The sequence below is a fragment of the Streptomyces chiangmaiensis genome (assembly GCF_036281785.1).
In the GTDB taxonomy this organism is placed as follows: Bacteria; Actinomycetota; Actinomycetes; order Streptomycetales; family Streptomycetaceae; genus Streptomyces; species Streptomyces chiangmaiensis.
The window spans coordinates 1-13,849 of record NZ_JAYWVC010000203.1 but is presented as its reverse complement, the minus strand read 5'-3'; the positions used below and the strand labels follow the sequence as shown (position 1 = coordinate 13,849).

The 13,849-nt window shown below is 67.6% G+C and carries 15 protein-coding genes and 1 pseudogene; 5 read left to right on the top strand and 11 right to left on the bottom strand.

Annotated elements, in window-relative coordinates; translation table 11 throughout:
* Nucleotides 1-129: 129 nt before the first annotated feature.
* From VXC91_RS35600 to VXC91_RS35585, 4 genes and pseudogenes are all read right to left on the bottom strand, one after another.
* Nucleotides 130-1,338 (bottom strand): globin domain-containing protein, encoded by a 1,209-nt coding sequence (locus VXC91_RS35600; protein ID WP_329511489.1) that lies wholly within the window; start codon nucleotides 1,336-1,338, stop codon nucleotides 130-132.
* A 668-nt stretch (nucleotides 1,339-2,006) separates the two neighbouring features.
* Nucleotides 2,007-2,354 (bottom strand): annotated as a pseudogene (locus VXC91_RS35595) (hypothetical protein); the annotation flags it as partial.
* A 70-nt stretch (nucleotides 2,355-2,424) separates the two neighbouring features.
* On the bottom strand, nucleotides 2,425-3,273 hold the full coding sequence (locus VXC91_RS35590) for a putative RNA methyltransferase (RefSeq protein ID WP_329511488.1): 849 nt from the start codon (nucleotides 3,271-3,273) through the stop codon (nucleotides 2,425-2,427).
* Nucleotides 3,274-3,536: 263 nt separating this feature from the next.
* On the bottom strand, nucleotides 3,537-3,962 hold the full coding sequence (locus tag VXC91_RS35585; protein WP_329511487.1) for a hypothetical protein: 426 nt from the start codon (nucleotides 3,960-3,962) through the stop codon (nucleotides 3,537-3,539).
* An 80-nt stretch (nucleotides 3,963-4,042) separates the two neighbouring features.
* On the opposite strand from VXC91_RS35585, the gene VXC91_RS35580 reads away from it, so the two are divergent.
* The gene (locus VXC91_RS35580; RefSeq protein ID WP_329511486.1) at nucleotides 4,043-4,729 is read left to right on the top strand and encodes a maleylpyruvate isomerase N-terminal domain-containing protein; all 687 of its coding nucleotides are present in this window, start codon (nucleotides 4,043-4,045) and stop codon (nucleotides 4,727-4,729) included.
* Between the two features lie 555 nt (nucleotides 4,730-5,284).
* Entirely contained in the window at nucleotides 5,285-6,079 is a 795-nt protein-coding gene (locus VXC91_RS35575) for a nucleotidyltransferase domain-containing protein (RefSeq protein WP_329511485.1), read from the top strand.
* Here the strand turns inward: VXC91_RS35575 and VXC91_RS35570 are convergent.
* Both VXC91_RS35570 and VXC91_RS35565 read right to left on the bottom strand, forming a co-directional pair.
* Nucleotides 6,067-6,309, bottom strand: a complete 243-nt coding sequence (locus tag VXC91_RS35570) for a hypothetical protein (protein WP_329511484.1) — start codon at nucleotides 6,307-6,309, stop codon at nucleotides 6,067-6,069. The genes VXC91_RS35575 and VXC91_RS35570 overlap by 13 nt on opposite strands.
* Before the next feature lie 807 nt (nucleotides 6,310-7,116).
* Nucleotides 7,117-7,602 (bottom strand): winged helix-turn-helix transcriptional regulator, encoded by a 486-nt coding sequence (locus VXC91_RS35565; RefSeq protein WP_408057557.1) that lies wholly within the window; start codon nucleotides 7,600-7,602, stop codon nucleotides 7,117-7,119.
* A 100-nt stretch (nucleotides 7,603-7,702) separates the two neighbouring features.
* On the opposite strand from VXC91_RS35565, the gene VXC91_RS35560 reads away from it, so the two are divergent.
* Together VXC91_RS35560 and VXC91_RS35555 are read left to right on the top strand one after the other, a co-directional pair.
* Nucleotides 7,703-8,434, top strand: coding sequence for a DsbA family oxidoreductase (locus tag VXC91_RS35560; RefSeq protein ID WP_329511482.1), 732 nt, complete (start codon nucleotides 7,703-7,705; stop codon nucleotides 8,432-8,434).
* A gap of 91 nt (nucleotides 8,435-8,525) precedes the next feature.
* A complete protein-coding gene (locus VXC91_RS35555; RefSeq protein ID WP_329511481.1) occupies nucleotides 8,526-9,170 on the top strand; it encodes an FMN-dependent NADH-azoreductase in 645 nt (214 codons plus the stop codon).
* A 174-nt stretch (nucleotides 9,171-9,344) separates the two neighbouring features.
* Here the strand turns inward: VXC91_RS35555 and VXC91_RS35550 are convergent, their stop codons facing one another.
* From VXC91_RS35550 to VXC91_RS35540, 3 genes are all read right to left on the bottom strand, one after another.
* A complete protein-coding gene (locus tag VXC91_RS35550) occupies nucleotides 9,345-9,980 on the bottom strand; it encodes a TIGR02679 domain-containing protein (RefSeq protein WP_329511490.1) in 636 nt (211 codons plus the stop codon).
* A gap of 350 nt (nucleotides 9,981-10,330) precedes the next feature.
* Nucleotides 10,331-10,843: a hypothetical protein gene (locus tag VXC91_RS35545; protein WP_329511480.1), complete on the bottom strand. Its 513-nt coding sequence runs from the start codon at nucleotides 10,841-10,843 to the stop codon at nucleotides 10,331-10,333.
* A gap of 9 nt (nucleotides 10,844-10,852) precedes the next feature.
* Nucleotides 10,853-11,047, bottom strand: coding sequence for a hypothetical protein (locus tag VXC91_RS35540; protein WP_329511479.1), 195 nt, complete (start codon nucleotides 11,045-11,047; stop codon nucleotides 10,853-10,855).
* A 586-nt stretch (nucleotides 11,048-11,633) separates the two neighbouring features.
* Between VXC91_RS35540 and VXC91_RS35535 the strand changes: the two genes are divergently transcribed.
* Nucleotides 11,634-11,864 carry a hypothetical protein gene (locus VXC91_RS35535; protein ID WP_329511478.1) on the top strand — a complete coding sequence of 77 codons (231 nt, stop codon included), beginning with the start codon at nucleotides 11,634-11,636 and terminating at the stop codon, nucleotides 11,862-11,864.
* A gap of 141 nt (nucleotides 11,865-12,005) precedes the next feature.
* Here VXC91_RS35535 and VXC91_RS35530 read toward each other — a convergent pair whose 3' ends face one another.
* Both VXC91_RS35530 and VXC91_RS35525 read right to left on the bottom strand, forming a co-directional pair.
* Nucleotides 12,006-12,839 (bottom strand): PIG-L family deacetylase, encoded by an 834-nt coding sequence (locus tag VXC91_RS35530; protein ID WP_329511477.1) that lies wholly within the window; start codon nucleotides 12,837-12,839, stop codon nucleotides 12,006-12,008.
* Nucleotides 12,840-13,168: 329 nt separating this feature from the next.
* Nucleotides 13,169-13,603 carry a VOC family protein gene (locus VXC91_RS35525; protein ID WP_329511476.1) on the bottom strand — a complete coding sequence of 145 codons (435 nt, stop codon included), beginning with the start codon at nucleotides 13,601-13,603 and terminating at the stop codon, nucleotides 13,169-13,171.
* Nucleotides 13,604-13,849 lie beyond the last annotated feature (246 nt).

Here is a 13,849-nt window from a genome sequence, read left to right as displayed (position 1 = left end):
TAGGCGCCGTCCGGACCACCCTGCCGGAAGCGGCGGTCCGGACCTGCTCTTCGAAGTGCCCCACGGTCACATCCCGTATCGAGGGTTGGAGCCTTGGCAAAGGGGGCAGGCGAGTGAATGCGGTTCAGGCTACTGCCTGCTGAGCCACAGGTCGGGCCCGAACACCTCGTAGTGCACCGATGCTGCGGGCACACCATTGCCGATCAGGTGACCGCGCACTGACTGCATGAAGGGCAGCGGGCCGCAGAGGTAGGCCGTCGTGCCCTGAGGCAGCGCGAAGTCGCTGAGGTCAGCCCGTCCCTCTGCCGCCTCGAGTGCCGGATGTGCGTCGGCGCCCGACTCGTACCACAGGTGCATCGATCCGTTGGCGAGGCGGTTGACCAGCTCGACGTGCTCGTACCGGTGGGCATGCGTGGCCGGCGATCGGTCGGCGTGGACGACGATGACCCGGCGCTGCGAGCCCGCATTCGCCAAGTGGTCCAGCATGGAGAGCATGGGCGTCACGCCGATGCCTGCGGAAGCCAGCAGCAACGGTGTGTCGGCGTCGGGGAAGACCAGGTCTCCGAAGGGCAGAGAGACGTCAAGGACGTCACCGACCTGTGCGTGGGTGTGCAGCCATGTCGACACCTCGCCTTCCGGTTGGACGCCGTCGAGGGACCGCTCCCGCTTGACGGTGATCCGCCAGTCCTTCTGGCTGGGAGCCGCGGAGAGGCTGTACTGCCGGATCTGCCGTGCGCCATCGGGGAGTTCCACCTGGACGCTGACATACTGCCCGGGCCGGAAGGACGGTGCGGACGTGCCGTCGGGCCGTCGCAGGACGAAGGAGGCCGCGTCCTCGGACACCTCGTCGCGCTCCACGATTTCCATCTGACGCCACACGTCGCCGTCCGCGACCGATGCCTGGGCGTACAGGCGCGCCTCCAAGGCGATCAGGGCATTGGCCATCAGCCAGTAGACCTCGTCCCACGCGGCCGCGACCTCGGGGGTGACAGCGTCTCCGAGGACGTCGGGGATGGCTCCCAGCAGGTGTCGGGCGACAATCGTGTACTTGTCGGAGGTGATGCCGAGGGACGCGTGCTTGTTGGCGATCCGGCCGAGGATGGCGTCGGGCCGCTCATCCGGCCGCTCCACCAGCAGGGAGGCGAACGCGGCGACCGCTCCCGCAAGGGCGTCGCGTTGGCTGCCGTTGGCCTGGTTCCCACGGTTGAACAGGTTCCTCAGCAGCTCGGGATGAGCCTCGAAGAGCCGCCGATAGAACAGTTCGGAGATGGCGCTGATGTTGGCCCCCACCACCGGGGCGGTGGCGCGGACCACGGGTAGCGCCTGAGTGGAGAGCATACGGACTCCTCAATCTGACATCTGCGCTCTTGCCGAGCGCATCGCGGGCACCACAAGCAACCCGGCAGAGGGCCGGAGTGGCCGAGTGGCGAGCCGCACGAACGGATCACCTGAGCGGACCGGCGAACTCAACCGGAGCGCTGACCACACTCTACCTAAAGTTGCATTTGAGATGCATATTAAGAAGGTGGTGCCAGCATGTGGAACCAGTCACACGGTGTGGCGGTGCCACCGACCCATTGCTCGCTGCCGGCGAGTGCGCGTTCGCGATGCCGGGCGGCCGGCAGTGCGCGGCGTCATCCGGGGCTGCGGCGGGGGCGTCCTCGGCGACCGTACGGCTGGTGACCTGGTGACGGCCACTCCGGGGCCCGGGGGGCGACGCACCGCCCTTGGGGACGTCACGCAGGAGGCTCCACATAAACAGCACCGTGGTACGCATACGACGCGTCCCGTGGGTGGCTGCTCGGTGCGGGTGCGTACCAGGCCGCCCCGCGGTGACTACGTATCGTGTTCGGTGAGGTTGCCCTCCCACCGTGTGTGGAAGCTGCCCGGGCGGCCGGTACGCCAGTAGGTGTAAGCGCCGAAGTAGTCACGCTCCCCTGGAATGAATGCAACACGTGTGGTGCAAGCAGAGTCACTCGGACGAGTTGGTGGAAGGGCCAACGCGGTCAGATCGTCGACTCTGGTTGCACGTGGCCCACATCTTCGCCCTTCCTGGACAAGAATTCGCGAGCCCCCCGCACCCTGGTGCGGAGCATGTGCTGGGTTCCGCCGCTGTCCAAGCGCACGTCCAGCGGACCAGGGAGGTTTGTGCCTGCCCGTCGGCCCGCGGGCAGGGTTGCGGTATCAAGGCCGTCTCGGCGAGCGATCAGGAGGCCGAGTTCGTGACGGTTGACCGCGTCCGGCCCTGCAATGTGACGGATCCCGGTGTGATGGGAGTCCGCGAGTTCCAGAATCGCTGCGGCAAGGTCCGAGACATGTACGGGGCAACGGAAATCGTCGGTGAACAGGACTCCGCCGTCCTTCCTTCCGCGTTGCGGGACGGAAGGACGGCCGTCGATCAGTGGGCACGTGCCCGGCTGGTGGTCACCGGGGCTGATAGGCAGTGGCCAGCACGGAGACAGTGACCTGTTCGGGCAAACCGCGATCATTCAAATCTGTACTGCCCAAGTGGCGTGCGCTCGGCGTCATCCCCACGAGGTCGAAGGTCTCCAGTCTGGCCAGGGACGTGTGGTACTCGACCTGTTCGGTGATGGCGGCCTCGAAGAAGGGATCCAGTACTTGGTGCAGGCGTTGTTCCTTGGCCTGGTCGATGGTGACCATCGCGGGCACCCGGCCGCGCAACTCGGCCAGGTGCCGACCGGTCGGACGCACCACGATCAACCGGCCGGTCGGGCGGAGCACTCGGTGGAACTCGGCTGGATTGCGGGGCGCGAACACATCCAATACGACGTCGGCCACGTCGTCGGCCAACGGGAAGGGACGGAAGACGTCCCAGGTCGCCGCAGCGGCTCGTTCGTGGGCTCGGACTGCAGAGCGCAGGGCGCGTACCGAGGTGTCCAGCCCCAGGCCATGGGCGCCGGGCAGCTGGGCGAGTACGCCGGCGAGGTAATAACCCGTGCCGCATCCGACGTCTACAACAGTGCCCTGTTCCGGCATGGAGTCGGCCGCCAGGCGGGCCACAGCCTGCCGGATGGGCATGTACTTGCCGGTAGACAGGAACCGGTCCCGGGCCTGGGCCATGGCCGCGTCGTCGCCGCTGGTGGCACGGGTGCCCGTCAGCAGGCTGACGTAGCCGTGACGGCTGATGTCAAACGTGTGACCCGCCGGGCAGCGCAGCGAGCCGCGACCGTGGTCCAGGCGGCGCGTCCGGCACGTCGGGCAGCGCAGCAGGTCGAGGAAGAGTTCGAGGGCAGGGGGAAGCAAAATGGGCACGAGGCACTCCTGGCAGGGACGTTGGGAAGAGACCGTGCCTGCGCGGGTGCCCGGAGCGTCGCTGCCCGGGGAAGAGCGGCAGCACCGGGAACATCGTTCACGCGGCAGGCACGCCAAGGAGGGCGACGCCGTCCGGCATCGCCCTCAAGGTCTTCCCGTCACAGGAAGCAGCAGTGTGGGGTGCTCATGAATGCCACGCCGCGATTCTACGGGCTCTGGCGAAGCTCCTGCAGTCCGCCGAAGTCAATGGACACGATGATCCTTCAACTCGAAGATGAGGATGGGCCATTGAGTCGCGCCATGTACTCATGGTTGACGGATCGGGCCGCGTCGAGATCTTCCTGGCACTCTTCGAGCTGTCGTCGCAGTTCGACCGCCTCCTGCCCCAACTCGGTGTTGCAGGACTGCAGTTGGTCGACGTTCGCCGTCGCACCGCCCAGTCCGGCCTCGCGCCAGATCTCCTCGCCGAGGACAGCGGACAGTCGTTCACGCAGAAGACGGTTCTCCTCGGCCAAGCGGGTGTTGCGATCCTGCGCGTTGGCGAGGTCGGCCATCAGCGAGGGGCGGCTCAACGTCTCCGGCCCAAAAGGAGGCGGCTCCGCCGCCTGTGTCTGGATCATGCCGAGGAGGTCGCGGTGGCGATAGAGGAAGGTGCGGTCGACGCCTGCTCGCCGGGCGATGCCGGACACGCTGATGTCGTACTGCGCCTCGCAGTGATGCAGATCACTCCCTGGCTTGCTGAGTGGAAGCCGTTGGTAGCTTGATCACCATGAATCAGGACCGGGTGCTGGAAGCGTTTCGCCTCGAAGCCGGGGAGCTCTCCCAGGCGGTGGCAGGTCTGTCCGAGGCGGAGTGGAATCTTCCGACGCGGTGTGAACCATGGTCCGCGCGAGAGCTGTTGGGGCATGTCCGAGTGGTGATCGCATGGTTGCCGGGCATGCTGGATGCTCCGCCGCCGGACAAGGCCGAGGTGTCCGCAGTGGAGTACTACCGGCCCGACGACCGTTTCGCCCCGCAGACCAACACGGCCCGCATCGCCTTGGCCCAGGACCACGCGGCTGGGCAGGCCGGCGGTGTCGCGCTCGCCGACGACTTCTCCGCGACCTGGCAGCGGGTGGACCGGCTGTGTCGCGCCGAGCCCGAGGCCCGCGTTGTGCGTACTCGTCACGGGGACGCGATGCTCCTGTCTCAGTTCCTGGTCACCCGGGTGGTCGAGGTCGCCGTCCATGGCCTGGACCTGGCCGAAGCGCTGGAGCGCGAGCCGTGGCTGACCCCGCAGGCCGCAGATGTCGTGCTGGATCTGGTGCTCGGCCCGGACCGGATGACCGCCGCGATGCTCGAACTCGGCTGGAACCAGACCACGTTCGTGCGCAAGGCCACCGGACGCGAGCCGCTCGGCGTGGCGGAGACCGCGCAGGTCGAACGGCTCGGCATTCGGTGGCTCACGCTGGGCTGACGCCGCGACCGCGGACGCGCAGTCAACTGCACGACCCGATGACGGCCCTCCTCGTGGAGGGAAGCCGGGCGACGCGACTCGTCCCATCAGCGGCAACGCGAAGCCGGACGATCTCCTCGTACTGGGCGGCGAGCCGGGCCAGGGCCTGAGTGCGGAAGTCCGTGAGCTCGTCGATCGTTTGTTCCGAATGGGTCAGCCGCTCCCTGAGCTTGGCGTTTTCTGCCTTGAGCCGGGTGATCTGGGCTGCACGGGGGGCGGGGATCTCGCCGGTCTGCTGCAGGGCCTGCAGACGTCGCTCGAACTCGATGCTGAGGTGAGCGTAGGGGCAGGTGCCGTAGAACGCCGTGCGATCGACCGCCGATTCATGTATGCCTCGCAGATCTGCGTCCGCTTTTGAGTGAGAACGGGTTCTGAGAACGGACCGGGGCTGGCGGGCCGTCGGTGACCCGTTGGCGATCTGCGTCTCACAAAGGACCGTCTGTGAGAATTCGAGTTGCGATTCTCACCCGGCTGCCTGTTACGTTGGCCTGCTTTGCTCCGATCGGAAGGAAAGCAATGGACGTCCCCTCCTTGCACAGCGAGTTCCTCAGCGACGCGCTTCCCCGGATCCGGCAGGATGCGCGCGTGGCCGGCGTTGCGATCACCGGGTCAATCGCAGGGGGCCGCCCCGATGCCTACTCAGACGTAGACCTCATCCTGGTCATCGATGACGCGGCGTACGACGCGGTCATGCAGGAACGGCTCGCGCTGATCGGCTCCTGGACCTCCCTGGTGGCCGGATTTACCGGGGAACATGTCGGTGAGCCGCGCCTGATCATCACGCTCGTCGGGCCGCCCCTCCTGCATGTCGACTTCAAGTTCGTGCGGGCTTCCGACTTCGCCGAACGCATCGAGAATCCGGAGGTCCTATGGGACCGGGCCGGAATCCTGGCCGATGCCCTCGCCCAGCAGCCGCCGGCCACCCCGTCGCTCGACCTCCAGTGGTTCGAGGACCGATTCTGGATCTGGGTGCACTACGGCGCGACGAAGCTCGGCCGCGGTGAACTGTTCGAGACCATTGGCTTCCTCAACTACCTGCGCGAGACCGTGCTCGGCCCCTTGGCCGCTCGCCGGGCGGGAGCAATCCCCCGCGGTGTACGCCACCTCGAAACCATCGCGCCCGAAGAGGCACGCGACCTTCAGGCAACCCTGTGCGGCTACGACCGCCACGAGGCCGGACAGGCCCTCCTCGCCGCCGTCGATCTCTACCGCCGGTGGTCCGATGCCGGTGGAGCAATCGTCGAACGCCGCCACCACGCCGAGAAGCTCTCCCTGCAATACCTCCACGACGTCATCGATCAAGGACACTGACGGAAGAGGGTCGGCACACGGCCGGCTGACGCACCTCCCCGCCCTTGTCGGCTCATGCCGCTCAGCCCTCCCCCGCCGCCGTCGTCCTCGTCCAGTTCCGGCGCGTCCGGGTCCCGCAGGGGCCGCAGCGCACCGGCGGCGGGTGTGGAGGCGGTGAAGCTGTAGCGGCCGAGCAAGTTGAGGCTGCGGTGCTCGAGCGGGGAGGGCCGGGCGTTGTCCTCGTCGCGCATCTCGTCTCCACCTCGGGCATGGTCGCGCACCAGAAGCGCTGGTCGGCCAGGTCGCGGAAGCGCGGGCTGTAGTTGTAGCCGTGGATCTTGAACAGGCCGATCACCATGCCGGAGTTGATGTGGACAGTTCAAGTTGATCATCCTTCGGCGTGTTGTGAGGCTGCGGAGACCGTGGGGCCGGTGCGACGGGTGTCAGTGAGCTCCGCTTGGATGGCTCCGTGTCAGTGCATGAAGTGATCAAGCAGCTGCCTGCCATCACGACTGTCCGCGATCGGTCCAGGGCCCTGGCGATGCTGGACGCCGTTCTGAGCCCTGAGTGGGAGTGGAGGTACTACTCCTTCGATTCCCGCTGGTCGCCGGGCGAGGAGGTGGCCTCGATGAGGGACGGCGCCGGCAACGACTACGCCATCGTGTTCTCCGCCGCTGGGGTGTATGCCCAGGCGTGCGACCACGAGTCGCCGATGTCCCCGTATCACGTCGCGCCTCCGGCACCCTGGCCTGGGCTCTTCGACTCGGTCCCGGACGTCTTCCGTCACTATGTGGACGAGCCCGCCTTCGCCGACCATAACGGACTGCCCCGAGCGACCGTCTGCTTCTGGCGCGAGAGCTCCGACAGCCAGTGGAGGTGCGGAGAAGTTCATGTGCCGGACGAGGACATGGACGACGCCGACGGTGCTGAGTGGCTGTTCGATGTGTTCATCGCGGGCAGTGCCGAGGCTTATCGGGAGTTCGCCGAGGAGGTTTACGAGGTCACGCTTGACCTGGCTGCGGTCCACGGCTCGTGCTGGTGCTGCACGCGCCGGCGTATCAGCTGGTCCGCCCACGCCGGGCACGGGAACCTTCGGCACCTCGTTCTGCGGGCCTTCGCTTGGTGGCCGTGTCGAAGCGGGCCCGGTTCTCCCGGATCTCGTCGTGGTGGATGCCGGCCCAGTCGATCAGGGACACCACGATGTCGTGCAGGGTGAGGCCCAGGGGGGTGAGGACGTACTCCACGCGCGGCGGCACCTCGGCGTAGGCGGTGCGGGTGATCAGTCCGTCGCGATGCAACTGCCGCAGGGTGAGGGTCAGCATGCGCTGGGAAATGCCGGGGATGCTGCGCAGCAGGTCGGTGTAGCGCAGCGGGCCGTCGTCCAGGGCGGCGATCACGAGCGTGCTCCACTTGTCGCCGGCCCGGTCCAGGATCTGCCGGATGATCTCCCTGTTTTCCGCCGGCCAGCGGGCGCAGGGCCCCGAGATTGCGGCGACGTCCGTCTTGCCTGTGACCTGACCTGCGGTGGTGTCCACAGCGCACATTCCCTTCCGGTGGCGCACACGCATGTGCCTTTTGTATGGACTTCCATACTGACCCATCATGGGGCTACATCCAAAGCGTAAGTATTGGAGGTGCCTGCCGGTGAAGGTGGAAATCTGGTCCGACCTCACGTGCCCGTGGTGCGGTCTGGGCAACCATCGTCTCGACAAAGCCGTGGAGCGGTTCACTCATCGCGGAGACATCGAGCTCATCCACCGCTCCTTCCCGTTGGACCCTGACCTGCCGAGCAGCCCCGCGGTGTCCACCCGGCAGATGCTGAAGCAGAAGTACGGGATGGACGACGCTCAGGCCGAGGCGGCCACCCGCCGGGTCGAGGTGCTGGCCGAGCGCGAGGGGCTGAGACCGTACATCGTGCTGGACAACAAGAAGGCCAACACGCAACTGGCCCACGAGTTCCTTGCCCATGCCACCGCCCAGGGCAAGCACGCGGAGGCGTGGCACCTGAGCTTTCGCGCCTACTTCGGCGAGGCCCGCTCGCTCTTCGACGTGGACGCGCTGCTCGAACTGAGCGACGAACTCGGCCTGGACCGGGACGAGACCCGGCAGGCCCTGGTGGAGCGCCGTTTTCGGCAGCAGGTTCAGGACGAGGCCCGCCGCGCCAACGCCCTCGGCGCCCGCGGGGCGCCCTTCCTCGTCATCGACGGCCAGTACGCCATCTCCGGCGCCCAGGACACCGACGCACTCCTCGGCGTTTTCCAGCAGGTATGGGACGCCACCCACCCGCAGCCCGTCCAGATCCCCGCCGGGGACGCCGAGGCGGTCTGCGGCCCGGACGGATGCGCGCTACCCGGCGATCACGCCGCCCGTGGCTGACCCTCACTCTGGTCCGCTGCACTCATAGCCCGGTGGGCCGCACGAACCGCGGCCCACCGTCCATCACCCCGTGCGAAAGGCATCGTTTCTCATGTCCTACCTGTTGCACATCGACTCCTCCTCCCTCGGTACCGCTTCGGTCTCCCGTCAGGTCGCCGACTCCTTCCGGGACGCCTGGACAGGCGAGGTCGTCCACCGTGACCTGGCCGCCTCACCCGTGCCGCACCTGAGCGCGGCGGGCGTCACCGCCCGTGTCACCGACCCCTCCGAGCACACCGCTGAGCAGGCCGCCGCTGCCGCCGTTCAGAAGGAACTCGTCGCGGAGTTCCTCGGGGCGAGCGCCTACCTGTTCACCGTGCCGCTGTACAACCTCACGATGCCCTCGGTGTTCAAGGCCTGGCTCGACCAGGTCATCATCGTCGGCCGGACCATCAACCCTACCGGCGTGGCCCCCTCCGCCGGCCGCCCGGCCGTGGTGATCTCCGCCCGCGGCGGCGGCTACGGCCCCGGCACCCCCAAGCACGGCATGGACTTCCTCGTCCCGACCCTGGAGTCCGTCCTGGGCGACCCCGGCTACCTCGGCCTCGCCGTCACCACCATCACCCCCGAGCTGACCAAGGCCCCTGTCGTCCCGGCGATCGCCCACCTCATCCCGGCCCACGAGGCCTCCCTGGCCGACGCCCACGAGCAGGCCCGCGCGCAGGCCGAGAAGATCAGCCAGCAGATCGCCGCCTGACTCATCCCGGCACCGCTGCCGCGGTGGGGCCAACACAGCCCCACCGTCCCAGGCGTGGCGGCACTCGTGACGAAGCCGCAGTTCCAGGGCCTGTTGCGGGACATCAGTACCTGACTGTGAGGATGGCGGTGGCGCCGTCCGAGGGGTCTGACCCTCCGTCTGACCGACGCATGATCAACGCAGGTGTAGAACCACGCACGGTGGCACGCCCGCAATCGGCGGAGGAGCCAACGGATCCCTGCAGGCCAGCGGTGCGCGATGGTGCTGCACGCGCCTACGGATCAGAAGGTCGTAAGCCCGCAACAGATCGACCGCCGAGCGCGCCGCACGTGCGCTACCGGGTCGGTGCTGGCACCTGAAGGAAGCCGTCTGCTGCCGTCCAGCGGCAGGCGGCCCGCCGCAAGCGTCCGTAGCGGGTCTCCCACCACACAGCGTGGCCAGGGTATGGATGGCCTGGGTGAGAAGGGTGGCCGCGGTGTGCGGGTCCTGGCGGGCGACAGTGCCGGCGCGTCGTATCTCTTCACGCCAGCGGCCCGCCCAGATTTGCACGGACAGTGAGGTAGTGGTGAGGGCGGCCTCGGCGGTGGCCCACAGTCCCGCGCGTTGCGCTGCTGCCTTGTCCCGGGCCGCGCGGCGGTCGGCCAGGGGTCGGCCCAGCTCCTGCAGGGTCGCGGCCAGGCCGCAGCCGAGGGCGCTGGTGCGCAGGCGTGCGTCCAGGTCCTTCAGGGGGATCGATGCGGTGGTCTTGGTGAGGGGTTTGGCGAGTAGGAGGGAGATCGCCTCGCGTTCGCGTGCGTTCAGGTTGTGCAGCCTGATCGGACACCTCGCGCTCGCGGTCGGTGAGGCGTTCGCGGGCCTCGGCCGCCTGGGCGGCGATGCGCTCGCCGACCGTCATCCGCGACCATCTCTGCCTGGAACCCGAGCCCCCGCGCTCCTGGCAAGGCCACGACCTCGACTTCACCGGAGCCACGTTCGACGGCGGAGACTTCACCAGGTCGATGTGCTCCGGGGGTAAGGTCGACTTCTCCAGCGCGTCCGGCGAAGCGCCATCCGGTCTGGTACCACCGGGCGGATCACCGTCGGCCGGGTTGCTCCTGCCTCCCTCTTGGTCCAGCTGACTGTACCGGCATAACTGTGACGCGGGATGCCGTACCCACAGTTCATCGGGTCGGGTCGGCGAGCTGGTTGTGGAGATCCATGGGGGTCACGTAGCCCTCCCATCGCCCATCGTCAAAGAGCTGGATGCCAGCGTCCTTGTATGTCTGGTCGCACAGCTGGGAGCAGATCATGTGCCCGGTCGACTCCACATAGGCGCGCAGTCCGGGCACCGGGAGGTGGAAGCGGTGCGCGGCGAGGGCCGCGTAGTCGAGGAAGCTGTACGGGACATCGCGGTACTTGAGGGCGCAGGAGACGATGGCCTCGCGCTGCGCCGGCGTCAGCCCGGTCGGCGACAGGTACAGCACCTCGCGGTCGTCGTACTCGGACAGTGGGGCGACCTGGGCGCCGCCGGGCTCGGCCTCGATGAGCTGGTCGTCGGGCAGCACGATGAAGGCGTGCTGGTACGGGCCGAAGCCGTCGCCGTTGAGCCACTGTCCGATCTGGATGAGCCGTCCGACGGGGCCGGTGATGCTGGTCAGCCCGATGTCGCCGGGCTGGGGTTCGGTGCGGATCACTGGGGTCTCCTAGGCGGCCGTGAGGATGAGTGGGAGGGTGATGAGGCCGGCGGCGGCGCCGAGTTGGGCCCAGTCGGTGGGCCCGTAGACGCGCCGGCAGGTGTCGCAGCGGATGAGCGTCTTACGCGGGTCGGAGTTGAGCTTCCCGCCGGACTTCGGCGCGGCGAGGTTGTCCTCGTTATGCCCGCGGGCCGGCATCGGCATCCCTGCTTGACGTCTTCGCGCCGGCGCCGGCACCGGAGACCAGGCCGCGCATCTCGCCCAACAGCTTGCGTAGCGCGCGGTCGAGGTCGTCGACGTCGGGATAGGGCCCGGTGCTCCTACCGTTGATGATCCGGTGGAGGCTCAGCACACAGATGGCCTCCCCCGCGCAAATCGCGGGGACTCCCGGTCGGTGACGACGTCCGGGCCGAGGTCGGCAGCCTGCTGGGCCGCCTGCTCGGCGACGTGGGGATCGGGGGCGAGACAGAGTGCGGCCCCGCGCCGGCGTTGAGGCTGGACTGGCAGATGACCAGCCCCACGAGTGTCTTGCCGACCCCGGTGTTGAGCTTGACGACGAAATCCCGCTCCGTGCGGCGCCGGTGCCACTCCTCCAGGACCTGTCCCTGGGGATCGCGCAGGAACTCGCAGTGATCCGCGCGGGACAGCGCATTGCAGAGCACACGCGGATCGGTCGGCGCAACTGCCGATGCGTCGCCCATAGAAGCAAAATCAAACCCCACACGAACCCCCAAGTGCCGTTTAAACCTCATGTAGTTGCGTAGCGGGCGAACCAGTTCATCGATGCGGCGTGAGCGCAGCATGTGGTGTGCGCGCCGGATGGGTGGTCACCACACCAGCGCTGCTGATCGGTACAGGCCCCGGCGCCTGCATCTGCTCCAGGGACGGGCTGTGCGGGGCGGCCACGCAGCTCGGTGTGGACACCGGGCACCAGCCCGTCCGGTTGATCCCTGCCCAGCGTGTCGAACGTTCCCGCTCAACGGCCCTGCCCGGGTGGGTGGCGGGACTGGCGTCCTCGTAACCGCCACACGACCGAGCAGGGCCACCCTGATGATCAAGAGCCGCCGGAGCGGAACCCACGTGAACAAGTCTCCAGGTGTGCGAGCACGCACGATCGAGCCGTACGGACCATGAGCTCTCTGACCCCCGGTGGGCGGGCGGATCAGCGCAGTCCGGCGAAGAGGTCGTTCTCGGGCACGGCCGCGTCGGTGGTGTCCTGGACACGTACGAAGGTCTCGATGCCCATCAACTCGGTGAACCTCTCCTGGCCCATCCTGAGGAAGAAGATGTTCTCGCCCTGGCTGGCGTGCGTGGCCAGCGCATCGAACTTCTGGCCGCCGAACGCGGTGGTGTCCACCCAGGTGGTGATCTCCTCGTCGGGGAGTCCGATCTCGGCCATCGCGGCGGCCTCAGCGGGATCCAGCTCCTGCCCGTCCGCATCGAACTCGCGCATGACCTCCCCGAACCGCTGCAGCATCGAGCGGGGCGCCGTCGTCCAGTACACCTTCGGTGTCAGCGCGGTCATCGCCAGCGCCGCCATCGTGATGCGGTTGGCCTGGATGTGGTCGGGGTGGCCGTAGAAGCCGTTCTCGTCGTAGGTGACGACCACATCGGGCTGGTAGCGCCGCAAGAGTTCCGCGAGTCGGGCAGCGCCCTCCTCCACGGGTGTCTGCCAGAAGGAGCCGGGGGCGTCATTGGTCGGCCAGCCCATCATCCCGGAGTCGGCGTAGTCCAGCATCTCCAGATGACTGACCTTCAGGATTTCGCAGCTTGCCTCGAGTTCTTGACGTCGCATCAAGGCGACGGCCGCCGGATCGTGCCCGGGATCGCCCGGCTTGACACCCCCCGGTCCGTCACCGCAACCGCCGTCGGTGCACGTCACCAGGACCGTGCGCATGCCCTCCGCCGCGTACCGCGCGAGGACACCTCCTGTTCCGGTGGCCTCATCGTCGGGGTGGGCGTGCACCGCCATGAGCGTCAAGGGCCAGTCATTCATGAAACAGTCCTCCTGTGTGAAAAAGCCTCGGTTCGAGTCCGCGGCGCGGGCGTATGAGCGGTCGCCCCTCAATATCGGATGTCGGATGACCGGGCGTGCCGCGGACCCGAGGGCCCCGGATCACGTCGGGACGGCCTGTTGGTCTTTGTGTCCCCCGCCCGCGGGCGCCGGTCTCTTGGTCGGTGCAACAGTGTCGGCCGGACTGGCTGTTCCCGCCGCACACCGGCGGCGGAAACAGCCGGCAGCACAACACCTCCCGCCCCATACGGGACCACCTTCAAGAGAGGCCCAAGGGAGACGGCTGCCCACCTCGCCGTCTCGGAGGATGCTCAGTCGAGACAGAACTCGTTGCCCTCGATGTCCTGCATCCCGATGCACGACTCATTGTCGTCATCGGCAAGCAGCAGTCGCACGCGTACCGCGCCGAGCGCGACCAGCCGTGCGCACTCGGCCTCGAGTGTGGCGAGGCGCTCTTCACCCACGAGCCCGGTGCCGACCCGCACGTCAAGATGCACCCGATTCTTGACGACCTTGCCTTCGGGAACGCGCTGGAAGTACAGTCGCGGGCCGACGCCTGAGGGATCACTGCAGGCGAACGCTGAGCCCTGCCGCTCAGGTGGCAGCGAGCGATCGAAATCGTCCCATGTGGCAAACCCCTCCGGTGTCGGCGGTACGACGTACCCCAACACCTCGCACCAAAAGCGAGCGACGCGCTCAGGTTCTGCGCAGTCGAAGGTGACTTGGAACTGCTTGATCGATGACATCGGCGCACCATAGCAGGGGGACTCTGTTGCTCATTTCCCGGTGTGGATCCGCATGTTGTCGGGAGGTCGGCCCCTGCTACAGAACTTGAACTCGTGATGTCGGGTTCCTCGCGGGCTGACGTGTGTCAGATGTGGGCCCTGACTTGCTGCACTGGATGTCCGAGTACATCCCCGATGGCGGTCAGTTCCTTGTCGCTGAACCAGGCCCGCTCGGGGTTCCAGATGGCGATCTCGAATCGCGCAAAG